We start from the raw sequence: 24,745 nt of genomic DNA on the forward strand, positions 1-24,745 counted from the left end.
ATTGAACGGCGGCGAAACTTCGCCGCCGTGATGACAACTGCGCCTTTGGTTAAGGTTCGCTGAACGCGGGGGTCCGGCGTCCTCTCGATCAGGCCCACTCGCCCTTGCGCATCACCGGCACCTTCGAGCCGTCGGCCTTGATGCCATCGATATCGATCTTGTCCGAGCCGATCATCCAGTCGATGTGGATCAGGCTCTTGTTGCCGCCGCGCCTGGCGATTTCATCGGGGCTCATCTTGGTGCCGTTGATGAAGCAATCGGCATAGCATTGACCGAGCGCGATGTGGCTGGCGGCATTTTCGTCGAACAGCGTGTTGTAGAACAGCACACCGCTTTTGCTGATCGGCGACGAGTGCGGCACCAGCGCCACTTCGCCCAGCCGGCGCGAGCCTTCATCGGTATCGAGCACCTTCTGCAGCACCGCCTCGCCTTTCGACGCCTTGGCCTCGACGATCCGGCCGGCTTCGAACTTCACTTCGATATCGGCGATCAGCGTGCCGTTGTGGCTGAGCGGCTTGGTCGAACGGACATAACCCTCGACGCGCTTGCTGTGCGGCGTGGTGAACACTTCTTCGGTCGGAATGTTCGGGTTGCAGGTAATGCCGTTCTTGGCCTCGGACGCGCCGCCCTTCCAGCGGTGCTCGTCGGCAAGCCCGATGGTGAGATCGGTGCCAGGCCCGACATAATGGAGCGATGCGAACTGCTGGCCGTTGAGCCAGGTCCAGCGCTCCTTGAGCTTGGCGTTGTGCGCCTTCCAGGCGCCGATCGGATCCTCGACGTCGACCCGGCTCGCCGCAAAGATCGCGTCAGCCAGCTTCTTGACTGCCACCTCTTCCGCATCGTCGGGGAACACCAGCTTGGCCCAGCTGGCATTGGGGTAGGAGACGATGTTCCAGTTGATGTCGAAGCCGGTGATCTTTTCCAGCGCCGGCTTGTAGGCCATCGAGGTCGCGCGGTTGGCACGCGCCACCTTGGCCGGATCTTCGCCCGCCAGCATCATCGGGTTGTCGCCGGAGATGGCGAGTCGCGCCGCGTTGCCGTCGAATGCCTTGGCCATGCCCTCGAACAGCCAGCCCGGCGCCTTGTCGAAGCTGGCGTCAGCGGCGTAGCGGTAGCGGTTGAGGGTAATCTCCTCGTCCGAAAAGATCGGCTGCACGATGCCGGCACCAGCCTTGTAAGCATGCTCGGCGATCTTGCGGACCAGCGGCAGCGCCGCCATCGGGGCGGTCAGGACCAGGTCCTGACCGGGCTGGAGCTGGAGCCCCACCTTGATCGCGACTTCCGCGAGCTTGTCGAGTTTGACCGGATCGATTGGGTTGTTGCCCTGAGCCATTGGAAAACCTTCGCAAAAACAGGAACGAGAGGCATACCCCTCACCTCGGCCCGCTTCAAGGCGATGAGATGCCGTAACTCGTCATCGCTGCTTTCGATCCTGGTCCCGACCCCGAGCAGCCAGGCCCGCTTCGCCGCCAGCCGCTCCATCGAGTCCTCGCCAGTCCGATCCACGCCCATCCGCGTCCAGTCCATGACCATCTCCTGTGGTTGTCACGGGATGGTCGACGAGGAGTTCGGGGATTCGACATTCGATGCGTCGAGCGCCCTTTGATCAGTTGGGCTTCATGAGCCAGCCATCAATGGACGAAACTGCTCTTTCTGGCCAGGTTTGCCGCCGAAATGCGTACGGCACCGTAAACCACAGCTCGTTGATCAGGTGGTCGCCGGCATAGCCGAAAATGGTGCGACTCCCCTGGGCCGGCCAGGCCGGCCATCCCTCCAGTGCCGCATCTGCGACTCTTCGCGTTACCCGTTCGGGAATACGGCGAACCGTGAATTCGCGTCCCTTGTGCTCGGTCCGCTGCAAGAGGATTTCGAATTGTTCGGGAACATCGCTCGCCGGGAAGCCATAGCGCCAACCGCTCACGGGCGGCCCGAGGCCAAGATGCTCGCGCCAACCGAGCTCGACAATGAGATCATCATCCACATAGAGGAGCAGGGCTCCGGCAATGCGGTACTCGGCGTGGGCCTGCGTCGGCTCGAAAGCCGCGACAAAGGAGAATGCTCCACCGTCATCCCGGGCGAGGTGGGGTCTCTCCAGCAGCCATTCCCGCCACGCCCCCCGTGGCCGCAGGTATCCTCGCTCGTCTTCAGCAAAGTGCTCCGCTGTCGCGGTTCGGCCAAAGCCCTGTGCCACCCGATCAAGCGGCCGATCGACATAGCGCCAGTTCATTGGTCAAGCTTGACGGCGGAGTCCTAACTTCTGGTCAATCCCGTCGAATTCGACGGGCGCCAGGACGCGCTCGCCTGGTAGAGCAGGCGCTAATACACCTCCGGCACATAGAGCTCCGGCTTCACCGCATGCCGCACGTAGTCGGCGTGCCGCACGCGGTCGGGCAGTTGCACGTCCTGCTTGGGCACGTCTTCGTAGTTCACCTGGCTGAGGAGGTGGGAGATCATGTTCAGTCGCGCCCGCTTCTTGTCCACCGCTTGCACCACCCACCACGGAGCTTCGTCCGTATGGGTGCGGTCGAACATCTCTTCCTTGGCGCGGGTATAGTCTTCCCAGTGCACCCGGCTCTCGAGGTCCATGGGGCTGAGCTTCCACTGCTTCAGCGGGTCGTGGATGCGCATCTTGAAGCGGAATTCCTGCTCCTCGTCAGTGATCGAAAACCAGTACTTGACGAGGATGATGCCGGAGCGGACCAGCATGCGCTCGAAGTCCGGCACGGTCTGGAAGAATTCTTCCAACTGTTCGGGGTTGCAGAAGCCCATCACCCGCTCGACACCGGCGCGGTTGTACCAGGAGCGGTCGAACAGCACCATTTCACCGGCAGAGGGAAGATGCGGCACATAGCGCTGGAAGTACCACTGGCCCTGTTCTTTGTTGGTAGGAGCCGGTAACGCCACGACCCGGCAGGTGCGCGGGTTGAGCCGCTGCGTCACCCGCTTGATGGCGCCACCCTTGCCGGCGGAATCGCGACCTTCGAAGATCACCAGCATCTTCAGCTTCTTGTACTGCACCCAGTCCTGCAGCTTCACCAGCTCGTGCTGCAGGCGGAACAGTTCGCGGAAGTACACCTTCCGGTCGAGCGTCTCTTCCGCCGGGCCGGACATGCCTTCGGCGACCAGCTCGTCGAGCCGGTCGTCCTCCATCTGCATTTCCAGCTCTTCGTCGAAGTCGTCGGCGATCGCCTGCTTGATCCGCTCGAGTTCGGCCGGGGTCTTGGCTTCCGAAGCCTTGGCATGTTCGTCGTTCATCGGTGCACCCATGGATAGCTCGCGGGGAGGGGTGCCCGTTCCATATGAACCTATTGTGACCATATGCCATGACGGCGGCTGCGACACGTCGGAGGGCTGGTCTTACGGTCTCGCCGACCCACCGGCTGTCATCCCTGCGAAAGCAGGGACCCATTCATCAGCTGGCGCAGGCGGCGGGTTGGGTCGCTGCTTTCGCAGGGATGACATCGAGGTGGTGGAGCAACTGGTGCAGTCCGATCGTGAGCGACGCGAAGCGATCACGTCTCGGCGACGCCCGCCAGCCGCAGTCCGTCGAGGATCGCCTGCGTCCGCGATGCATCCTTCTGCGGCTGCGCCGCCCAGACCTGGGCGATGGTAACCCCCGGCGACAGCCGCTTCAGCGTCGCAAGATGTCGCTTGGCCTCGTCCAGCCGTCCCAGGTGTGCATTGGCGGCGACCAGCATCCAGTAGGTGCATACATAACTCGGGTTGGCCGACACCGAACGCTTGGCCCAGACCAGCGCTTCCTCGTAATTGCCCTTGATCATCTGCGCGTGCGAGATGGCCGTCAGCGGCCAGTGGGCGCCATCGAGGCTCGGGCTGAGCCGGATGGCATGCTCGCTGAAGGCGATCGCATCGTCGACATTGCCGATATGGAGATGGGTGATCCCGGCAAAGATCATCACCGTCAGGTTGTTGGGGTTTGCCTCCACTGCCCGCTGCGTCAGCAACAGCCCGCGATCGTAATCGCGCAGGTTATGGATCAGCATCATCGAGCTCAGCGACAGCGCCACCGCATCGTCGCGCGCATTGGCCAGCGCCCGCTCCACCAGCTCGATGCCGCGTGCCGTGTCGTCGTCGCCGATCGCCGGCCAGCCCATGGTGGCGCGATGCAGCATCGCGTTACCGGCATAGACGAGGAAGGTCGGGTTGTTCGGTTCGAGCTCGATAGCCCTGAGCAGCAGCGCGATGGCATCGGCATTGGCGTCGCGTGTCTGCGACAGGTGCATCGGCAGGGCGCGCAGGTACAGGTCGTACGCCTCGACGCTGTCCGGCCGCTCGCGCCGCGAGCGCTCGATCTCGGCCCAGCGGATGGTCGGTTCGGCGACCGACGCGACCTTGAGCGTGATCTGGTCCTGGAACTCGAACACGTCATCGAGCTTGCCGTCGAACTTGTCGGCCCACAGGTGCGCGCCGGTGGTCGCATCCACCAGCTGGGCGGTGATCCGCAGCCGGTCGCGGGCCTTTCGTACACTGCCCTCGAGCACGTAGCGCACCCCCAATTCGCGCCCCACCTGCCGAACATCGACGGCGCGGCCCTTGTAGACGAAGCTCGAATTGCGGGCGACCACCGCGAAATCGCGGAACCGGCTCAGCGCGGTGATGATGTCTTCCACCACCCCGTCGGCGAAGTATTCCTGCTCGCTGTCGCCACCCATATTGTCGAACGGCAGCACGGCGACCGTCGGCCGCCGCGGCGTCACCGGACCGAACTCCGGTGACCTGGTACTTCGGCCGGCGCCGGTCACCACCTCGAACACCCGCACCGGCCGGGCGATGTTCTTCAGCTCACGTTCCCCCAGGTCGCGGAACCCGGTCTTCATCCGGTCGCGGACTTCCTCGAACACCTTGCCCGACACGTAGACGCCACCCGGCTCGCCGATCTGCTGCAGCCGCGCTGCGACGTTGATGCCGTCGCCATAGATATGGGAATCATCGTGCACCACATCGCCCTGGTTGACGCCGACGCGAAAGATCAGCCGCTTGCCCACCGGCACGTCGGCGTTGCGCTCGGCCATCAGCGCCTGCATGGCCACGGCGGCCTCGACCGCTGACACGGTGCTGGAAAATTCTGCCACGATGCCGTCGCCGGCGAGGTCGACCACCCGCCCGCCATGCCGCTGCAGCAGCTGGAGCACGGCGGTCTGGTGTCCCTTCAGCGCAGCAACGGTGCCGGATTCGTCAGCACCCACCAGGGCGCTGTATCCCGCTACGTCCGCACACAACACCGCCGCCAGGCGGCGCGACAAAACATGTTCCATTTCCGCTTCCTAGGCGGAGTCACCACGCCCTGTCTCAGGGTAAAGCGTGGCGTTGTTACTTGGAAGTGGAAACGTAAGCTCACTCTGTTTTAGGGATGAGCCGAAAATCCTTGAGATCGCGCAATCCGAGCTCCGGTCCGGCCGGCGAATAGACCACGAACAGCTGCATCGGCTGGGTGCCGGTATTGAGGGTCGAATGGAATCGGTCCTCCGGCACGAACACGGTGCAGCCCGGTCCGACCTTCTGCACCACCGGCACCCCTTCCGGCGTCTCGACCATCTGCTCACCTTCGCCGGAGATCACGAAGATGATCTCCTCGGCACCCGGATGGTTGTGCCGGCTATGCCCCTGGCCGGGCGGCAGATCCACCACGCCGCCCGAAAACCGCTTCGCTCCGTTCACCTCAGGCGCCACCGTCAGCGCCAGCTTCCCCCAATCGAACCCGAACGCGCTGACATCGCGCGGATAGACGAAATTGTTCTCGGTCATGGTTTCTTCCTCATCGGCAGTCGGCAGTCGGTCGGCAGTAGGCAGTAGGAACCGGGTACTCGGCAATCGCCCGGAACATTGCGACTGCCGATTGCCGACTGCCTACTGCCGACTGCCGCTCTTCAGTCCCTTGAATCCCTCAACCTGTGCCTTGATCGCCACTTCCACCGGCAGCCGTTCCATCGAGCTCGCGCCATAGAACCCGTGGCAGCCCTTCACCCGGTCGAGAATGAACTTGGCATCTTCAGGCATCGCGATCGGCCCGCCATGGCAGAGGACGATCACGTCGTCGCGGACCCCACGCGCCGCCGCGGCGATCGCCTCGATCTCCGTCACGCACTGTTCCAGCGATTTCGCCGCCGTTGCCCCGATCGCGCCACCGGTCGTCACCCCCATATGGGCAACGATGATGTCGGCCCCGGCCTTGGTCATCGCCACCGCTTCGTCCGGGTTGAACACGTAGGGCGTGGTCAAGAGGTCCAGCTTGTGGGCTTCGGCGATCATCTCGACCTCGAGGCCATAGCCCATGCCGGTCTCCTCGAAGCTGACCCGCATCACCCCGTCGAACAGCCCGATGGTCGGAAAGTTCTGCACCCCCGAAAAGCCCATGGCTTTGAGTTCGGCGAGGAACTGCGGCATCAAGACGAACGGATCGGTGCCGTTCACCCCGGCCAGGACCGGGGTGCGCTTGACCACCGGCAGCACCTCGCGCGCCATGTCCTTGACGATCTCGTTGGCATTGCCGTAGGCGAGCAAACCGGCCGCCGAGCCGCGCCCGGCCATGCGGTAGCGCCCGGAATTGTAGATGATGATCAGGTCGATGCCGCCGGCTTCCTCGGCCTTGGCCGAAATGCCGGTGCCCGCTCCGCCGCCGACGATCGGCTGGCCGCGAGCCACCATGTCGTGGAATTTTCTGAGGATTTCGGCGCGCGCGATGGCAGCCATGCTGTCTCCCAATAGGTTATTTTGACGTGATTTCGTGGAAGGCGCTGACTGCCGCCTCGGCAAACCTGGGGTCGTTGATGTGGCAGTCGAGCCGGATCAGCTGTCGGTCACCGTTCCATTGCACCGTCCGCTCGATCGCATCGAACAGTTCGGCGTCGGCCTCGGCATCGCGGAACGCGCCGCCCTCGATATCGAGCGCCGACACGCCGCGCAGCGGCACCAGGAACCGCACCGGCCCCAATGCGGCATTGAGCTTGCCGCCGATCCATTCGCCGATCGCCCGGCACTCGTCGCCCGTGGTCCGCATCAGCGTCACGTTGGCGTTGTGTGAGTACAACAGCCGGCCGGCATAGTGCGACGGCACCGTCTCGGGTGCCCAGAAGTTGACCATGTCGCAGGCCCCGACCGATCCGACATAGGGCACCGGCCGTCGCGACAGGCAGTCGAAGCGCTCCGGCCCGGCTGGCAGCACGCCGCCGAGCAGGTAGTCGCATACCTCGGTGGTGGTGACGTCGATCAGTGCCCCGACCAGGCCGGAATCGACCAGCATTTCCATGGTCTTGCCGCCGGTGCCGGTGGCATGGAAGACCAGCGGCTCGACGGCCCCGGTGAGGCGTTCGACGATCTGCGTCACCGCCGGCGTCGTCACCCCGAACATGGTGAGCCCGACCGCCAGCTTGGTCGCCGGCTCCACCATCGTCGGGTTGGCGCTCATCGCCACCACGGCGAGCGCCGCGTTGGAGAGGATAACACGCGATATCCGGTTGAGCCCGGCGAGGTCGGTCACCGACGGCATCATCATGATATCGCTGACCCCGACATAGGGCCCGACATCGCCCGAGGCGAGGGTGGAGACCATCACCTTGGGCAGCCCGATCGGCAGCTTCCGCATCCCTGATGTGATGATCGAGGTCCCGCCGCCGCCGCCGATGCCGACCATTCCGGCGATATCATCACGGGTTATGACAAATTGGGCGAACGCCTCTGCCATGCCGGCGACGGCAACGCCGCGATCGGTGCCCTCAAGCAGTCCGGGTGGTCCGAACTTGGCCACGTCGGCTGCGTCGACTTCTGGCGGAATGGTCGGGGCGCGGATGCCGACGTCGACCACCAGCGGATCGGCGCCCAGTGCACGGATCTTCTCGGCAAGGAAGGCCAGTTCCTCGCCCTTGGTATCAGCCGTCCCGACCACGTAGATGCGCTTCATCGCACCCCTCCCGACGCCGTTCGGGTCACCCCCGCCGACGCTCTCATCGCCTTGTCATGGCAGAGCTCCGCCGCCATTGCAAAGCATTTTGAGATGTGCGTATCATTTCGATATGGACGTCTCACAGCCCCACGAACAGCAGGTTTCGGAGCCCAAAGGCGCTCGGGCGCGCACTCGCAAACTCATGCTGGAAACGGCCATCGCGCTGATGCAGCGAGGGCAGACGCCGTCGGTGAGCGATGTTGCCGAAGCTGCCGAGGTGTCGCGCGCCACTGCCTATCGCTATTTCCCGAGCCAGGCTGCCTTGGTGCATGCCGTGGTCAACGAGGGGCTTGGCCCGATACTCAACTGGCAGAGCGCCAGCGAGGATCCCGAAACCCGCGTGCTCGACCTTCTGGCGCTGACCATGCCGCGGGTCGCCGAGTTCGAGGCGACCTTCAAGGCGGCCCTGAAACTGTCGCTCGAGCAGTGGGCGCAGCGTCGCGCCGGTACGCTTGGCGCCGAGCCGCCATTCAAACGCGGCCATCGTGTCGAGCTCTTGCAAATGGCGATAGCGCCACTCAAGAATAAACTGCCGGAAGCCAAGTTTCAGCGCCTGGCCAAGGCGCTCTCGCTGGTCTACGGTCTGGAAGTTCTTATTGTTCTCAAAGACTTGTGGGGGCTCGAGTTCGACGAAACTGCCGAAGTCGCGACGTGGGCGGCTACCGCGCTAGTCCGCGCGGCGGTGGCGGAGTCTTCGGCCTGAACGAGCGTGGGAAACTATTTTCCTCCTGATGGTGGCGACTTGCAAAAATGCTAGCATGTTAGCTTGACGGAGCTGATAAAACGTTGAAATTGTAGTGTTGACGCACGTCGATCAGGAGGAGGATCAAGTGCGACGGGCGCTGAGGGGCGCCGAAGCCGGCAACCGCGCGAGGCCTTGGGAGAGGCTGACGAGGTGGGGCCGGCGATGAGGGACAATACCCACACGTCGCGAGAGAACGGCCGGTCGTCGAAGCTTGGGAGAGCTTCTTGCCGGTTCGCTGCTGTGAAGGCCCCCGGCACGGAGGAGGGGCTTCGGTCGGTGCCGCATCTGCCGGCCGTCGGAAGCGCTAGAGGGAGGACCATAATGCGCACTGCTACCAAGGGCATGCTGGCCGGTTTGGGCCTGATGCTTGCGTCCAGCACATCTGTGCTGGCGCAGGAACTGACAATACTCTGGGCCGAATGGGATCCGGCCAACTACCTGCAGGAACTGGTCAACGATTATCAGGCAGAGACCGGCGTCACCGTCACCGTCGAGACGGTGCCATGGCCCGATTTCCAGACCAAGGCGTTCACCGAATTCAACGCCCAGGGTTCGGCCTATGACCTCGTGGTCGGCGACAGTCAGTGGCTGGGCGCCGGCTCGACCGGTGGCCACTACGTCGACCTCACCGAGTTCGTCAAAACTCACAACCTCACCACCAAGATGGCTCCGGCCACCATGCAGTTCTATTCGGAATATCCGGGTGGATCGGGTACGTACTGGTCGGTGCCGCTCGAGGGCGATGCCGTCGGCTGGGCCTACCGCAAGGACTGGTTCGAAGATCCCACCGAGATGGCGAACTTCAAAGCCAAGTACGGCTATGATCTCGGCGTGCCGAAGGACCTCAAGCAACTCGTCGATATCGCCGAGTTCTTCCACCGTCCGGCCGAAAACCGGTACGGCGCGGCCGTCTATACGCAGGTCCCCGGCGACGCCATCACCATGGGCGCCGAGACCTTCATCTTTTCCTATGGCGGGTCGCTCGGTGACTACGCCAACTACAAGGTCACCGGTCTGCTGAACTCGAAGGAGTCGGCCGAGGGCCTCGAGGACTACAAGAAGCTTTATACCTACGGCCCTCCGGGCTGGGGCAATGCCTTCTTTGCCGAAGTGAACACGGCAATCGCGCAGGGCCAGGTCGCGATGGGGATGAACTTCTTCGCGTTCTTCCCGTCGCTGCTCAATGAGGCGACCAATCCGCAGGCCGCCAATATGGGCTTCTTTGCCAACCCCCCCGGCCCGCGTGGCGACGACTTCGCCGCTCTGGGCGGCCAGGGGATTTCGCTGGTCTCCTACAGCCAGAACAAAGACGAGGCGATGAAGTTCCTCGAGTGGCTGGTCAAGGACGAGACCCAGAAGAAGTGGGCCGAACTGGGCGGTTATACCGCTGCTGCGGCCATCCTCGAGTCGGACGAGTTCCAGAACGCGACGCCGTACAACAAGGCGTTCTTCGAGACCATGTTCAAGGTCCGCGATTTCTGGGCACTTCCCGAATACGCCGAGCTGCTCGACGAGGGCCAGCAGGGCTTTTACGACTATGTCGTGAACGGTAATGGCACCGCTCAGGAGGCGCTCGACAAGCTCGCCGCGACCTGGGTCGAAAGCCTCAAGGCTGCCGGCTACCCGGCCGAGTAACCCAACGACTGCGACCCGGGGAGGGGAGAACCTCCTCCCCGGGCCAATTGCTAATCGGGGGATCAAGCATTGACGACCATGATGACGACGCTCAGCCCGACTTCGCGAGCGGCTACGCGCGGCTGGAGCGACATCACCATCAGGAACCTTTTTGTCATCCCGACGGTCGCGTTCCTCATCATTTTCAATGTCTTCCCGCTGCTCTATTCGCTGGGCTTCTCGTTCACCGATTTCCGTGCATCGAGCAAGGACGCCGCCAATTTCGTCGGGCTCCAGAACTACGCCGACATCCTGGCCGATCCGGTGATCTGGCGCAGCTTCGCCACGACGCTCTGGTATGTCATCGTCTCGGTAAGCGGGCAGTTCGTCGTCGGCTTCGGGCTGGCGCTGCTGCTCAATCGGCCGATCCCCGGCAAGGGGCTACTGACCACTCTGCTGCTCTTGCCCATGATGCTCTCGCCGGTCGTAGTGGGGCTGTTCTGGAAGCTCATTTACGATCCGTCCTGGGGTATCCTGAACTACGCGCTGGGCCTGGGCAAAACCGCCTGGCTCACCGACGCGAACCTGGCGCTTTATGCAGTCGCCATCACCGATATCTGGATGTGGTCGCCCTTCGTCATGCTGCTCTCGCTCGCTGGCCTCAGCGCGGTGCCCAAGCATCTTTACGAAGCCGCCTCGATCGACCGCGCCAGCAAGCTCTACACCTTCTTTCGGGTCACGCTCCCGCTGGTCGCGCCGATCCTGCTCATCGCCGTCATCTTCCGCACCATGGAGGCGTTCAAGACCTTCGACATCGCCTTCGTGATGACCGGCCAGCCGCAGGCGGAACTGATCTCGTCGCGCCTCTACAAGATGGCGTTCGCGCAGTGGCAGACGGGGCCGGCCTCGGCGCTCGCCTACATCGTGCTGATCATGGTGCTGTGCATTACCAACATCTACGTGAAATACCTCAACAAGGCCAAGGAGCGCTAGAATGGCTGTCGTTTCAACGCGCTCCGGACGGCTGGGTAACCGCATTGCGATCGCCGTCGTGATCGTCGTCACGCTGATCTTCCTGTCCCCGATCTACTGGATCACGACGACGGCCTTCAAGCCGCTCGTGCAGGCCACGTCGGTGCCGCCCTCGGTGCTCTTCGAGCCCCAGATCACGCCTTTCGTGAAGCTGTTCACCAAGCGGGCCCAATTGACCGCGCCCGTTGCACCCGAGGTCTATGAGGCTGCGCCCTGGTGGGAGCGCCTGGTTCTCGACGGCGGTGAACGTCTCGCCCGCGACGGTAAGGGCGAGGTCGTCTTTTCCGCCTATCCGGATCGCTTCATCAACTCCCTGATCGTCGCCATAACCTCGACCATCCTTGCGGTGTCGATGGGCACGATCACCGCCTATGGCTTCTCGCGCTTCCGGGTGAAGGGCGAGGCGGACCTCTTATTCTTCATCCTCTCGACGCGCATGCTGCCACCCATCGTGGTCGCTATCCCGATGTTCCTGATGTATCGGGCGGTCGGTCTCAACGACACCCATGTCGGACTGATCATTCTCTACACCGCGTTCAACGTGTCGTTTGCGGTCTGGCTGATGAAAGGGTTCATGGACGAGATCCCCAAGGAGTATGAAGAGGCTGCTCTGGTCGACGGCTACACGCGCATGCAGGCGTTCTTCAAGATCGTCCTGCCCGAGGCCGCCACGGGCATCGCTGCAACCGCAGTCTTCTGCTTCATCACGGCCTGGAACGAGTACGCTTTCGCGCTCATCCTCACCAATCGCCGGGCGCAGACGGCGCCTCCCTTCATTCCCAGCCAGGTTGGCACGGGTCTGCAGGACTGGACCGTCATCGCTGCCGGTACGGTGCTGTTCCTTATCCCGGTCGCGATCTTCACCTTCCTCCTGCGCAACCACTTGCTGCGCGGCATGAGCTTCGGAGCGATCCGCAAATGACGCCTGGAGAAACCAAGGCCGAGCGCCACAAGAAGCAGGCGTTCCGACGCTTCAACGCCCGTGTCCTCGAACCCGGTTCGATGGCCTTCATGCTGCTGGGGATACTGTTCCTGTGCCAGCCCTGGGTCGAATTCCTTCACCAGTACTCCGTCCTCGTCATGCTGATCGGCCTCATCGGCTTTAACGTCGCCGTGCATATCCCACCGCCGGACGGTCCCGAGGTTGACGAGGACGATACGGGCCCGGTCTCCATCTCGGCCGCCGTCAAGGGGCATCCACATGGCTGAGATTGAACTGCGCCACATCGACAAGCATTTCGGACCGGTTCACGTCATTCGCGATGTCAACCTCACCGTCAAGGATCGCGAGTTCGTCGTTTTCCTCGGCCCTTCCGGCTGCGGCAAGACCACGACGCTTCGCGCCATCGCCGGGCTCGAGGAAATCGACTCGGGCGATATCCTGCTCGACGGCAAGCCGATCCAGAACCTCAGCGCCGCTGATCGCGACATCGCCTTCGTGTTCCAGAATTATGCGCTCTATCCGCATTTCACCGTCTACGAAAACCTCGCTTTCCCGTTGCGCGCCGTCGGCACCAGCAAGGACGAGGTCGATCGAACGGTGCGCTCGGTCGGCAAGTCGCTGGGCATCGGCCACATGCTCAATGCGCGCCCGTCGTCGCTGTCGGGCGGTGACATGCAGCGCGTCGCCATCGGCCGCGCCCTGGTGCGCCGGCCCAAGGCGCTGTTGCTCGACGAGCCGATCGGTTCGCTCGACGCCAAGCTGCGCGAGACCATGCGTGTCGAACTCAAGCGCCTGCATTTCGAGAACGGCTCCACTTCCATCTACGTGACGCACGACCAGGTCGAGGCCATGTCGCTCGCCGACCGCATCGTCGTGATGAATGAGGGCGTTCTGCAGCAGGTCGGCACCCCGACCGAGGTCTATCTGTATCCGGCTAATCTGTTCGTGGCGCAGTTCATCGGCTCACCCATCATGAACATTGCCCCCACCAGGGTCAGCGAGGCCAATGGCAGCGCCCGGATCGCTCTCGACAGCGCCAGCTTCGAGTTGCCGCGCGAACTGCTCGGCATGCTGCAGCAGAAGAAGGCCGGCACCGATCTCTCGCTCGGCGTGCGTCCCGAGGGGGTGCTGCTCAGCCGCGACAGCAAGGCGGGTTACGAGCCGGCCGAGGCTCACATCATTCAGCCCTTCGGCAGCTTCGACATCGTCGATCTCAAGCTCGGCGAGAAAACCATACGGGCCCGCACCGCGTCGGGCTTCGTGGCCAAGGCCGGCACCCAGGTCTGGGCTCGAATTGACCCGTCGCAGGTGCATTTCTTCGATACCAGATCGGGCGCCTCGCTCGACATCCGGCTGGCGCGTGACGAGGAAGGGTCGCGAGACGATCCTGCCCCGACCAAGCGACAAAAAGTGGAGCTCTAGGCGACCGACATGGCCCGTATCCGTCTCGATGAAGTCTCCAAGCAGTTCGGTGTGCATACCGCCGTCTCCGACCTCAGCATCGATGTGGCCGATGGCGAATTCTTCGTCCTGCTCGGCCCCACCGGCGCCGGCAAGACTACGACACTGCGCATGATCGCCGGGCTCGAAAAGCCCAGCGCCGGCAGCATCTACATCGACGACGACAACGTCGATGCCTGGGGTCCCGCCGAGCGCGACGTTGCCCTTGTCCTGCAGCAATATTCGCTCTATCCGCGCCTCTCGGTGCGCGACAACCTGGCCTTCCCGCTGCGCTCGAATGTGCGCAAGATGAGCCAGCCCGACATCGACAAGCGCATCGACTACGCGTCCAAGACCCTGCGTATCTCGCACCTGCTCGATCGCAAGACGGACCGCCTGAGCGGCGGCGAAATGCAGCGTGTCTCGATCGGCCGCGCCATCGTGCGCGAACCCAAGGTCTTCCTGATGGACGAGCCGCTCTCGGCGCTCGACGCCAAGCTGCGCGAGGCCCTGCGTTCCGAGCTCAAGGACCTGCAGATGCGGCTCGGCGCCACCTTCATCTTCGTCACCCACGACCAGGTCGAAGCGATGACCATGGGCGACCGCATAGCGGTGCTCAACAAGGGCAGGATCGTCCAGGTCGGCACGCCGCGCGACGTCTATACCAACCCACGCGACACGTTCGTTGCGAGCTTTGTCGGCTCGCCCGCCATCAACCTGCTGCCCGGCAGCCTCGCCGGCGATGTGGCGAACGTGGCGCAGGCGTTTCAGATGCCGATCAGGCGCAGCGCCGCGGTCGAGGGCCCTGTCACTTTCGGCATCCGGCCCGAAGATGTCGAGGTTGCGGCCGGTGCAGCGAACGAAGCGCGCATCCATGACGTCGAAAACCACGGCATCGAAAAGATCGTCACCCTGCGCGTCGGCGACAACCTGATGCGCGCCGCCGTACCGGCCCGCGTCGAGGTGAAGGTCGAAGAAGCCGTCCGCTTCAACTGGAACCCCGACAAGGTGATGCTGTTCGACGCCAAGACCGGGGTAAACCTCAGGGGGCAGGCGGCGTGATGATGTCAGCGGGTGATATCCGACCCCTACCCATGACGGCAGTAGGCAATCGGCAGTCGGCAATCGGAAGAAGAGGATGCGACTGCCTACTGCCGACTGCCGACTGCCGACTGGGTTGGGGCACCGGTCTCACGTCTATTTCAGCAAAGCGTTAGACCCCAGGGGAGGGGGATCATGGCATCCAACAACTACCCGAAACTGCACAATGCCACCTGGCCCGGCGTGGTCGGCAAGGGCGCTCCCGGGGCCGAGCCCATCATCCCCCTCGATACGCTGCTGAAGCTCACGGCCAATGCCGAGGTCGACGGCCAGAAATTCGACGGCGTCGACCTGTGGCTGGCTGATCCGCATATCTCGATCGACAGCTCGAAAGATGATGTGAAGCGCATGGCCGATCACATCGCGAGCTTCGGCCTGAAGGTCGGCTCGTTCGTCGCCCCGATCTGGGGTGGCGCCGGCGGCGGTTCGGCCATGGGCGACGCCGATGAGGTCAAGCGCTTCCTCACCCAGGTCGAAAAGGCCTGCAGGATCGGCCAGCAAATGCGCGAGCTCGGCATTCGCCCCACCGGCGGCGTGCGGGTCGATAGCTCCACCGGCGTCGAAGCCTGGGATGCTGATCCCGCCGGCAATACCAGCAAGATCGCCGAGACCTTTCGCGAGGCCGGCCGCATTGCCCAGCATTATGGCGAGTACATCGTCGCCGAGGGCGAGATCTGCTGGGGCGGCATGCATTCGTGGCGCGAGAACGTGAAGCTGCTCGAGCTGGTCAACATGCCCGGCATTGTCGGCTACCAGGCCGACATGGCGCACTCGATGCTGTTCGTGCTCGGCGCCAATGCCGAGAAGGACCGCATCCTGCCCGCGAATTTCGATTGGAGCGACAAGGCCGCGCTCGATGCCGCCTATCACCAGGTCGCCGATGCGCTCCGCCCCTGGACGCTGGATTTCCACGTCGCCCAGAACGACGGCACCACCTTTGGGTCCGGGGATCATGAAAAGACCGGTCGTCACTGCCAGATCGACGACCCCAACGGCCGGCTGGATGTGGTGAAGCACGCCGGCTACTGGCTGCGCGACGACAAGGGCGAGCTGACCAGGAAGATGCGCCACATCTGCTGGGACGGCTGCATGTTCCCCAACGCGGTAATGGAGCAGCAGGAGACCTGGAACAAGATTCTCGGCGCCATGCTCAAGGTCCGCGAAGCGCATGGCTGGCGGGAATAGGCGGCGCAACGTGCGCTCGCTCTCTCCCCGCCCACAGGGTCATTCCCGCGAAAGCGGGAACCTCCGTTTGGGCGTGGGCACGCCCTATCCCATCCACAGGTGTCATCCCAGCGAAAGCTGGGACCCAACTCACCGCAGGCGCTGACCGCGAGATGGTCCCAGCTTTCGCCGGGATGACATCCGTGGGTGTGGCGACTGCCCAGCCAAAGGAACACTCCAATGACCAAACAACTCAACATCGGCATGGTCGGCTATGGCTTCATGGCCCGCTGCCACTCGCATGCCTGGGCCTCCGTCAGCCATTTCTTCGATACCGGCTATCATCCGGTGCTGAAGGCGGTGGCGGCGCGCAACGACAGCAAGGTGCGCCGCTTCGCCGAACAATGGGGCTATGACAGCGTCGAGCACGACTGGCGCGCGCTGATCGAACGGCGCGATATCGACGCCATCGATATCTGCGTGCCCAATGACCTCCATGCCGAGATCGCCATCGCCGCTGCCAAGGCCGGCAAGATGGTGCTCACCGAAAAACCCCTGGCCCGCACCGCCGCCGAAGGCCAGCCGATGGTCGATGCCGTGGAGAAAGCCGGCGTTCCCAATCTCGTCTGGTACAATTACCGCCGCGTCCCCGCGGTCACGCTGATCAAGCAACTGGTCGATGAGGGCAAACTCGGCCGCATCTTCCACTATCGCGCCAAGTTCCTGCAGGATTGGACCATTTCGCCCGACGTGCCGCAGGGCGGGCAGGGGACCTGGCGGCTCGATGTCGATGCTGCCGGCTCCGGCGTCACCGGCGATCTTCTCGCCCATTGCCTCGACAGCGCGCTGTGGATCAACGGCGATATTTCCTCGCTCACCGCCATGACCGAAACCTTCGTCAAGGAGCGCACCCACGCCGATACCGGCAAGAAGCAGACGGTCGGCATCGACGATGCGGCGGCTGTATTGACCCGTTTCGCCAACGGCGCGCTCGGCACCTTTGAATCCACCCGCTACGCCCGCGGCCACAAGGCGGCGTACACGCTCGAAATCAACGGCGAGAGGGGCTCGCTCGCCTGGGACCTGCACGACATGAACCGCGTGCAGTGGTTCGACCACTCGACCGAAGGGCGGCTGCGTGGCTGGACCAATATTCTGGTCACCGACGGCGATCATCCCTATCTCGGCAAATGGTGGGTCCCCGGCCTCGTCATCGGCTTCGAGCACAGCTTCACCCACACCGCCGCCGATTTCCTCGAGGGGCTGAAGACGGGAAAGCCCGCGGCGCCGACGTTCCGGGATGCGCTGGCGACGAATAAGCTCTGCGACGCGATCATCAGCTCGGGCAAGTCGGGTAGCTGGGTGAATTTGTAAGGGCGGAAAGGCCCCCTCACCCGCCGCTACGCGGCGACCTCTCCCCCCAGGGAGAGGTGGTGGATGGGCACCATCGCGCCGCAACTCCGCCTCTCCCTTTGGGGGGAGAGGTCGGCCCGAAGGGCCGGGTGAGGGGGCCTTCCCCACGATAGTGAGAACACCAATGAAACTCGGCTTCGACCTCCTGCTCTGGACCACCCACGTCACCGACCAACACTGGCCGATCATCGAGCGCCTCAAGGCCACCGGCTATGACGGCGTCGAGGTGCCGATGTTCGAGGGGACGCCCGACCACTACGAGAAACTCGGTCGCCGCCTCCGCGATCTTGGCCTCGGCGCGACTGGCGTCGGCGTCATGGCCGGCGGCAACGCCATCTCCCCTGATTACGTCCAGCGCGCCGCTGCGCTGACGCACCTCAACTGGCTGACCGACTGCACGGCCGCTCTCGGCGGTACGCTGGTCTGCGGCCCGTTCCATCAGCCGCTCGGTGAGTTCTCGGGTCGTGGCCCAACCGACGATGAGGTCGCCTGGTGCACCGACGTCCACAAGCAGGCGGCGCAATACGCCGCGCGGCAGGGCGTTGCGCTGTCGGTCGAGCCGCTCAACCGCTTCGAATGCTACTTTCTAAATACCATGGAGCAGGCGGCCAGCCTGGTGCGTCGGGTGGACGAGCCGAACTACGGCTACCTTTTCGACACCTTCCACACCAATATCGAGGAAAACGCCGTTCCACCGCTGATCGCTTCGACCATCGGTCAGATCAACCACGTCCATATCACCGAGAATAACCGCGGCGTTCCCGGCGCCGGCCACATCGATTTCCAGTCGGTGTTCAACGCCCTGAAGCAATCCGGCTACGATGGCTGGATGACCATCGAAGCCTTCGGCTCGGCACTGCCCGACCTCGCCGCCGCCACCAAGATCTGGCGCCCGCTGTTCGCTTCGGAAGCCGAGGTTTACGAGAAGGGTTTTGCACTGATGCGTGAGGGTTGGGATAGGGCGCGCTGACGCATCCGTCGCTTGGCGCCCCTCACCCCGGCCCTCTCCCCAAAGGGGCGAGGGGGCGATGGGGGCACCGCCGGTGCAAAGTGCGTCCCCTCTCCCCTCTGGGGAGAGGGTCAGGGTGAGGGGCGCCAAGCGCTCAGCCCTTCGAAGACCGACTAGCCATAACCCCGTGACTCCCCTAACACTTCCGCCCGACTTACCGAGGAGGAATTGCGTATGTCCAAGCTCAACTTGCTGTCCGGCTCCTATACCGGCCCGAACGGCGAGGGACTGAAGCTCTTGAGCTTCGACACCGCCACCGGCGATATCGAGCTCACTCGCAGCTTTCCCGGCACACCCGACGTCTCGTGGATCGCCTTCGCGCCTTCGACCCGCACCGTCTACGTCACCAACGAGATGGCAGAGCAGGCCGGCGCCTTCAGCCTCGCCGCCGATAACAGCTCCGCCACCCCGCTCGGCTACCAGTCGACCGGCGCGAAATATCCCTGCTACCTCCGCATCAGCCCCAAGGGCACCAAGCTCGCCGTCGCCAACTACGGCGACGACTCGACCCCGGTGTTCTCGATCGATGCGGCGACCGGCGCGCTGAAATCCGACCCCACCGTGCTGCGTAGTGCGCACGCGCATGACAAGGGCCACGCCCACTGGACCCAGTGGTCACCGGAAGCCGACCGGCTCTACACCGTCGATCTCGGCCATGACGAAGTGCGCAGCGTCCGTTACGAAGCCGGCAATTTCATCGACGGCCCCGAGACCGCGTTCTCGACCCCGAAGGGCGCCGGCCCGCGCCACCTGGCGTTCCACCCCGGCGGCAAGTTCGCCTACCTGTTTACCGAATATGCCGAGACCGTCACCGCGCTGGCCCGCGAACCCGGCGGCAAGCTGAGCGAGCTCAACACCCTCTCGGCGCTGCCCGCCGACTTCAAGGGCACCTCCACCGGCGCGCACATCCAGATCAATGCTGCCGGTACGGTGCTCTATGTCAGCAATCGCGGCCACAACTCGATCACCGCCTTCGCCATCGCGGCCGACGGGCGCATCAGTTTCAAGCAGAACATCGCCTGCGGCGGCAACTGGCCCCGCTTCTTCCTGCTGCTGGAAAAACACCTGATCGTCGCCAACCAGGAAAGCGAAGACCTCGTGGTGTTCGGCGTCGCTGCAGACGGCACGCTGAGCGCCACCGGCACGGTGTTCAAGCTGCAAAAGCCGGTGGCGTTGCTGCAGATTTAGACTGATGGAGACGGCCCCCTCCCGGCCTCCCCCATAAAGGGGGAGGTGAAGAGTCGAGGCTGTGGCTCTATCGTGCCAAGTGCACCGGCGCGGCACCTCCCCCTTCATGGGGGAGGATGGGAGGGGGTCGTCTGCCTCAGCAGACCACCACCTTACCGCACCTTGTGCTGCATTTCCGGCAGAAACACCGTCAGCAGCCCGGCCAGCGGCATGAACGAGCAGAGCCAGAACACGTACTGGATGCCGGTGACGTCGGCCAGGGCTCCGAGTGCCGCGGCGGCAATGCCGCCCGCGCCGAAGGCGAAGCCGAAAAAGATCCCGGCGATCATCCCGACCCGACCCGGCAGCAGCTCCTGCGCGAACACCACGATGGCCGAGAAAGCCGACGAGAAGATCAGCCCGATCAACACTGTCAAGATCACCGTCCAGGTGAGATCGGCATAGGGCAGGGCCAGGGTGAACGGCAGCACCCCGAGAATCGAGAACCAGATCACGAACTTGGCGCCGAAGCGGTCGCCGATAGGCCCGCCGAGGAACACCCCGACCGCTGAGGCGCCGAGATAGACGAACAGCAACAGCTGGGCGTCCTGCACGCCGACCTGGAACTTGTCGATCAAGAAGAACGTGTAGTAGCTCGAAAGCCCCGCCATGTAGGCGTTCTTGGTCAGCGTCAGCACCGTCAAGACGGTGAGTGCAATGGCGGTGGTGCGCCTGTCGAACAGCAGGGCGGTGCTCACCGGCGCCTTGCCGGCATTGGCCTTGCGGTGCGCCGCATACCACATGCCCACCCGGGTCAGGATGAAGATGCCCACCAGTGAGCCAGCGGCGAACCAGGCAACGCTCGATTGCCCGCGCGGCAGCACGATGAAGGCGGCCAAGAGCGGCCCGATGGCCGAGCCGACATTGCCGCCCACCTGAAACAGCGATTGTGCGAGCCCGTGCCGTCCGCCCGAAGCGAGTCGCGCCACGCGCGAACTCTCAGGATGGAAGATCGCCGAGCCGAGCCCGACAAAGGCCGATCCGACCAGCAGCAGCCAGTAGCTCTGCGCGAAGCCCAGGATCAGCAGCCCGACGAGGCTCGACGCCATGCCCACCGGCAGCGAGAAGGGCAGGGGGCGCTTATCGGTGTACATGCCGATCGCCGGCTGCAACAGCGACGCCGTGCACTGGAAGGTCAGTGTCAGGAGCCCGATCTGCACGTAGTCGAGGCCGTAGCTCTGCTTGAGGATCGGATAAATCGCCGACAGCAGCGACTGCATGGTGTCGTTGATCAGGTGGCAGACCGACACCGCGATGATGATCGAGAGCGTGGTCTTGCTGGCGACCGAAGTCGCCGATGCCGAAGCTGTGGCCGTCAATTTGGAAATCCGGAGGAGTAGGGCGGTCGGCGAATGCCGATCAGAAACGAATACTTGTCCCTAACATGTCAGGCGGGGCGAGTCGTTAGCACTCAAGCGAGTTTCCGTTCGGTCGACAGAACTGCCTTGCATGATTTCGACCACCAATCTTCCTACCCCACCGGTCGTCATCCCGGCGAAGGCCGGGACCCACTGCTCGAAGAGTAAGGGCAGCACGAACCGTGGCGGTCTATCACAGCAAGGTCGGCAGAAATTATGCGGTTGGAACAGCCGGTGCACTGGGTCCCCTGACTTTCGTCGGGATGACGGCCGGGGTTTGCGGAAGCACCGGACCAGTCAGCCTCGCCACGCTCTGAACCACTCGCAGAACGCCTGCACGCCAGCCTCGATCGGCGTCTGCGGCAGTTCTCCGACCAGCGCCCGCAGCAGGCCGACCTCCGCCGCCGTCTCGGATACGTCTCCCGGTTGCATCGGCAGCAGTTGCTTCGTCGCCTCGCGCCCCATCGCTGCTTCGATCGCCGCAACGAACCGCAGCAGTTCGACCGGCCGGCCGCCGGCGATGTTCACCACCCGCCAGGGCGCCACCGGCGAGAGCGAGTCCGCTGGCGACACGGGCTGCCCACTTACCGGCGCAACTCCGATCAGTCGGTCTATCGCTGCCACCACGTCGTCGACATAGGTGAAATCCCGCCGCATCCGGCCCTCGCCGTAGATGCTGATCGGCTGGTCAGCGGCGATCGCCTCGGCGAACCTGAACAGCGCCATGTCCGGCCGACCCCACGGCCCGTAAACGGTGAAGAACCTGAGGCAGGTGATCGGCACCCCGAACAGGTGGGCATAGGAATGGCTCATCGCCTCCGTCGCCTTCTTGGTCGCCGCATAAAGCGACACCGGGCGGTCGGTCGGGTCCAGTTCCGCCGAAGGCTTGCCCGCCATGCCGTAGACCGAGCTGGAGGAGGCGATCAGCAGGTGCCTGGGTGGCGTGCGCCGCGCCGCCTCCAGGACCGCGAGCGTTCCGGTGACGTTGCTGTCGGTGTAGCTGAACGGCGCCTCAAGGCTGTAGCGCACGCCCGCCTGTGCCGCGAGGTGTACGACCACCTGTGGCGCGTCGGCGAATGCCGCATCGATCGCGGCTTGCTCCTCCAGACGTCCGATTACCGCGCGAAACCGCCCGTCGGCCTCCAGCATGGCGTGCCGCTGCGACTTGAGTCGCACATCGTAATAGGGGGTCAGTGCGTCGAGCCCGATCACCTCGTGTCCCGCGGCGAGCAGCCGGCGGCTCAGATGATAGCCGATGAACCCGGCGCTGCCGGTGACCAGAACGCGCACCCTGTCCCCCCTGAAGTCGCTGTCGCACAAGGTGTTTACCGTCGCAGCGTTGTTGAAACTACGCACCTTCGTTCGGCAATGCCAAGTCCGCGAACCGCGCCTCCGCACTGGCCCCTTGAAGATTTCGCTTGCACCGCCGATTTGGTGTGCTACATAACTAGCACACTACCAAGGCATCACGCATGAGCCAATTCAACGACAGCCAGCCGATCTTCGTACAGATTGGCGAGAGGATTGCCGACATGATCCTGAGCAAGACCACCAAGGAGGGTGAGGCGCTCCCGTCGGTGCGCCAGATCTCCGCCGACCTCTCGGTCAACCCGTTGACCGTTACCCGTGCCTACCAGTCGCTCGTCGACATCGGCGTCGTCGAGTCACGCCGTGGCATGGGCATGTTCGTAGCCGAAGGCGGCCACCAGCGGCTGCTCGCCCACGAGCGCCAGAAGTTTCTGACCGAGGAGTGGCCGCGCGTCATGGCGCGCCTCGCCGCCCTCGATCTCGACCCCACACTATTGCTGAAGCAAGGCGGTAAAGATGAATGATCTGGCTCAAACCACAGCTGCTCCGATCGTCTCGGCGCGTGGCCTCAAGAAACATTTCGGCCGCACCGAAATCCTCCACGGGCTCGATTTCGACATCCCCGCCGGGCGCATCTACGGCCTTGTCGGCCACAATGGCGCTGGCAAAACCACCACGCTGAACGCGCTGCTTGGGCTCACCTCCTACGAGGGCACCGTGCGCGTTCTGGGCGAAGATCCATACCAGAAGCGCGCCTCGCTGATGAAGAACGTCGCCTTCATCTCCGATGTCGCGAGCCTGCCGCGGTTCCTCAGGGTCCGTGAGCTGTTCGCGCTGCTCACCAACATCCACCCCAACTTCGATCAGGCGAAGGCCCGCGGCTTCCTCGAGGGCACCGACGTCAAGATGGAAGCCCGGATCAAGAACCTTTCGAAGGGCATGATCGCCCAGCTCCACCTTGCGGTGGTGATGGCAATCGATGCCAAGCTCCTGGTGCTCGATGAGCCCACGCTTGGGCTCGACATCACCTATCGCAAGCGCTTCTACCGGCGCCTGCTCGAGGACTACATGACCGAGGAGCGTACCCTGCTCATCACCACCCACCAGGTGGATGAAATCGAGTTCATGCTCTCTGACATCATGTTCATCCGCGATGGCGAGCTGATCCTCCACATGCAGATGGAAACGGTCAGCTCGAAGTTCAGCCAGGTGCTGGTCCGCGCCGATCAGGTTGCTGCTGCCACGGCGCTCGGCCCGATCTACAGCGAAACCCGCTTCGGCCAGACCGCCATGGTGTTCGACGGCGTCGATCGAGACGAACTCGCGCAGTTCGGTGACGTCACCACTCCCACTCTCAGCGACCTGTTCGTCGCCCTCATGCAGCGCGGTCCCGCCAAATGAAGTCTCTCGTTGCCCTTATCAAGCGCGAGTATCTCGAGCATCGGGGTGCGTTCCTTTACGCCCCCGGCGTGATCCTCGGTATCATGACGCTGGTGCTGGTGTTCGGCATTGCCTCGAACCGCTTCCAGATGCACCAGGAGATCGGCGTCCCCTCGGCGCTGAAGTTCTTCGAGTTCGGCTTCCTCGCGGTGGCGGCGCTGTGGAGCATGTACCTGTTGGCGGCGCTGTTCTTCTACTACGCCAACGCCTTCAGCGCCGATCGGCGGAACAATGCCATGCTGTTCTGGAAGTCGATGCCGGTCACCGACTTCAAGATGCTGGCCTCCAAGTCGCTCGCCGGCATGACCATTTTCCCGGCCCTGATCTTCGGCGCCTACCTGATCACCGGCGTCCTCATCTACGTGGTCACCATGATCACCGCGATGATCCTGCCGCGGCTCGGTGTCCCCGGGATATTCGAGTTCCTCGCCTCCGGCTTCCAGATCGCTCTCTTCGCGCTGGTCGGCCTGGTGGTCGCGCTGCTTTGGTATGCCCCGTTCTTCGCCTGGGTCGGGGCGCTCTCGACGGTGTTCCGCCGCTGGTCGATCCCGCTCGCCTTTCTCATCCCGGGCCTGATCGGGCTCGCCGAGAACCTGATCTTCAACGATACGGGTCCGCGCGCCGGCTACTTCCTTCACTACCTGAGCGAGCGGCTGAAGTTCGGCGCCGACAACCTGCACCTCGAGCGCGAAATCTTCGCCGATGCCCCGTTCGATGCCATGTCGATGATGCCGCGCTTTCTTGCGACCGTCGACTGGGCGCAACTGGTCGGCGGGCTGATCGTCGCCGCGCTCCTCGTCTACGCCGCCAGCGAGTACCGCCGCCGCACCGTCGCCACCTGACCTCGGCGCCACCGGCAGCAGCCACCACTCCCTCCCCACCATCCATCCCCAAACGGGGATGGGGGTGGTGGCCGTTTTCTTGAGCCGGCGTCGCAGTCAGGCTTTCTCCCCTTGTGGGAGAAGGCGATTGCAGCGTCCATCAGCGTACC

General features: G+C 63.8%; 23 protein-coding genes. 14 read left to right on the plus strand and 9 right to left on the minus strand.

The features are described from left to right. Positions 1–88 precede the first annotated feature (88 nt). From VGV07_RS13895 to VGV07_RS13925, 7 genes are all read right to left on the minus strand, one after another. Entirely contained in the window at positions 89–1,333 is a 1,245-nt protein-coding gene (locus VGV07_RS13895; protein WP_326869307.1) for an aminopeptidase, read from the minus strand. Between the two features lie 273 nt (positions 1,334–1,606). Further along, positions 1,607–2,227, minus strand: coding sequence for a hypothetical protein (locus VGV07_RS13900; RefSeq protein WP_326869308.1), 621 nt, complete (start codon positions 2,225–2,227; stop codon positions 1,607–1,609). A gap of 89 nt (positions 2,228–2,316) precedes the next feature. Continuing rightward, positions 2,317–3,255: a polyphosphate kinase 2 gene (gene ppk2 / locus VGV07_RS13905; RefSeq protein WP_326869310.1), complete on the minus strand. Its 939-nt coding sequence runs from the start codon at positions 3,253–3,255 to the stop codon at positions 2,317–2,319. 257 nt (positions 3,256–3,512) lie between these two features. Continuing rightward, positions 3,513–5,276: an adenylate/guanylate cyclase domain-containing protein gene (locus VGV07_RS13910; RefSeq protein WP_326869311.1), complete on the minus strand. Its 1,764-nt coding sequence runs from the start codon at positions 5,274–5,276 to the stop codon at positions 3,513–3,515. A 79-nt stretch (positions 5,277–5,355) separates the two neighbouring features. Continuing rightward, positions 5,356–5,766, minus strand: a complete 411-nt coding sequence (locus VGV07_RS13915; RefSeq protein WP_326869312.1) for a cupin domain-containing protein — start codon at positions 5,764–5,766, stop codon at positions 5,356–5,358. A 102-nt stretch (positions 5,767–5,868) separates the two neighbouring features. Further along, positions 5,869–6,711: a phosphoenolpyruvate hydrolase family protein gene (locus VGV07_RS13920; RefSeq protein WP_326869313.1), complete on the minus strand. Its 843-nt coding sequence runs from the start codon at positions 6,709–6,711 to the stop codon at positions 5,869–5,871. 16 nt (positions 6,712–6,727) lie between these two features. Then, the gene (locus tag VGV07_RS13925; protein ID WP_326869314.1) at positions 6,728–7,918 is read right to left on the minus strand and encodes a Tm-1-like ATP-binding domain-containing protein; all 1,191 of its coding nucleotides are present in this window, start codon (positions 7,916–7,918) and stop codon (positions 6,728–6,730) included. 112 nt (positions 7,919–8,030) lie between these two features. Here VGV07_RS13925 and VGV07_RS13930 point away from each other — a divergent pair, with 112 nt between their 5' ends. The 11 genes from VGV07_RS13930 to VGV07_RS13980 all read left to right on the plus strand — a co-directional run bounded on the left by VGV07_RS13930 (position 8,031) and on the right by VGV07_RS13980 (position 19,609). Next, the gene (locus VGV07_RS13930; RefSeq protein WP_326869368.1) at positions 8,031–8,663 is read left to right on the plus strand and encodes a TetR/AcrR family transcriptional regulator; all 633 of its coding nucleotides are present in this window, start codon (positions 8,031–8,033) and stop codon (positions 8,661–8,663) included. Positions 8,664–9,026: 363 nt separating this feature from the next. Beyond that, positions 9,027–10,340: an ABC transporter substrate-binding protein gene (locus VGV07_RS13935; protein ID WP_326869315.1), complete on the plus strand. Its 1,314-nt coding sequence runs from the start codon at positions 9,027–9,029 to the stop codon at positions 10,338–10,340. Positions 10,341–10,421: 81 nt separating this feature from the next. After that, on the plus strand, positions 10,422–11,312 hold the full coding sequence (locus VGV07_RS13940; RefSeq protein WP_055888021.1) for a carbohydrate ABC transporter permease: 891 nt from the start codon (positions 10,422–10,424) through the stop codon (positions 11,310–11,312). A gap of 1 nt (position 11,313) precedes the next feature. After that, a complete protein-coding gene (locus VGV07_RS13945) occupies positions 11,314–12,273 on the plus strand; it encodes a carbohydrate ABC transporter permease (RefSeq protein WP_326869316.1) in 960 nt (319 codons plus the stop codon). Next, positions 12,270–12,560 (plus strand): hypothetical protein, encoded by a 291-nt coding sequence (locus VGV07_RS13950; RefSeq protein WP_326869317.1) that lies wholly within the window; start codon positions 12,270–12,272, stop codon positions 12,558–12,560. Before VGV07_RS13945 ends, VGV07_RS13950 begins: the two co-directional genes overlap by 4 nt. Then, positions 12,553–13,716 (plus strand): ABC transporter ATP-binding protein, encoded by a 1,164-nt coding sequence (locus VGV07_RS13955; protein ID WP_326869318.1) that lies wholly within the window; start codon positions 12,553–12,555, stop codon positions 13,714–13,716. The genes VGV07_RS13950 and VGV07_RS13955 overlap by 8 nt, the downstream gene beginning before the upstream one ends. A 9-nt stretch (positions 13,717–13,725) precedes the next feature. After that, the gene (locus VGV07_RS13960; protein ID WP_326869319.1) at positions 13,726–14,796 is read left to right on the plus strand and encodes an ABC transporter ATP-binding protein; all 1,071 of its coding nucleotides are present in this window, start codon (positions 13,726–13,728) and stop codon (positions 14,794–14,796) included. Between the two features lie 174 nt (positions 14,797–14,970). Further along, the gene (locus tag VGV07_RS13965; protein ID WP_326869320.1) at positions 14,971–16,020 is read left to right on the plus strand and encodes a TIM barrel protein; all 1,050 of its coding nucleotides are present in this window, start codon (positions 14,971–14,973) and stop codon (positions 16,018–16,020) included. Between the two features lie 219 nt (positions 16,021–16,239). After that, positions 16,240–17,373, plus strand: a complete 1,134-nt coding sequence (locus tag VGV07_RS13970; RefSeq protein ID WP_326869321.1) for a Gfo/Idh/MocA family oxidoreductase — start codon at positions 16,240–16,242, stop codon at positions 17,371–17,373. Between the two features lie 163 nt (positions 17,374–17,536). After that, positions 17,537–18,382, plus strand: coding sequence for a sugar phosphate isomerase/epimerase family protein (locus tag VGV07_RS13975; RefSeq protein WP_326869322.1), 846 nt, complete (start codon positions 17,537–17,539; stop codon positions 18,380–18,382). 213 nt (positions 18,383–18,595) lie between these two features. Beyond that, positions 18,596–19,609: a lactonase family protein gene (locus VGV07_RS13980; protein ID WP_326869323.1), complete on the plus strand. Its 1,014-nt coding sequence runs from the start codon at positions 18,596–18,598 to the stop codon at positions 19,607–19,609. Positions 19,610–19,761: 152 nt separating this feature from the next. Here the strand turns inward: VGV07_RS13980 and VGV07_RS13985 are convergent, their stop codons facing one another. Then, entirely contained in the window at positions 19,762–20,967 is a 1,206-nt protein-coding gene (locus VGV07_RS13985) for an MFS transporter (protein WP_326869324.1), read from the minus strand. Positions 20,968–21,303: 336 nt separating this feature from the next. Beyond that, positions 21,304–22,296, minus strand: coding sequence for an NAD-dependent epimerase/dehydratase family protein (locus tag VGV07_RS13990; RefSeq protein WP_326869325.1), 993 nt, complete (start codon positions 22,294–22,296; stop codon positions 21,304–21,306). A gap of 182 nt (positions 22,297–22,478) precedes the next feature. Here VGV07_RS13990 and VGV07_RS13995 point away from each other — a divergent pair, with 182 nt between their 5' ends. The 3 genes from VGV07_RS13995 to VGV07_RS14005 are packed head-to-tail and all read left to right on the plus strand — an operon-like array spanning position 22,479 to position 24,596. Beyond that, positions 22,479–22,838 (plus strand): GntR family transcriptional regulator, encoded by a 360-nt coding sequence (locus VGV07_RS13995; RefSeq protein ID WP_326869326.1) that lies wholly within the window; start codon positions 22,479–22,481, stop codon positions 22,836–22,838. Next, positions 22,831–23,715, plus strand: a complete 885-nt coding sequence (locus tag VGV07_RS14000) for an ABC transporter ATP-binding protein (protein WP_326869327.1) — start codon at positions 22,831–22,833, stop codon at positions 23,713–23,715. Before VGV07_RS13995 ends, VGV07_RS14000 begins: the two co-directional genes overlap by 8 nt. After that, positions 23,712–24,596 carry a hypothetical protein gene (locus tag VGV07_RS14005; RefSeq protein WP_326869328.1) on the plus strand — a complete coding sequence of 295 codons (885 nt, stop codon included), beginning with the start codon at positions 23,712–23,714 and terminating at the stop codon, positions 24,594–24,596. Before VGV07_RS14000 ends, VGV07_RS14005 begins: the two co-directional genes overlap by 4 nt. Positions 24,597–24,745 lie beyond the last annotated feature (149 nt).

It is taken from the genome of Devosia sp. (assembly GCF_035944845.1).
Lineage (GTDB): Bacteria > Pseudomonadota > Alphaproteobacteria > Rhizobiales > Devosiaceae > Devosia_A.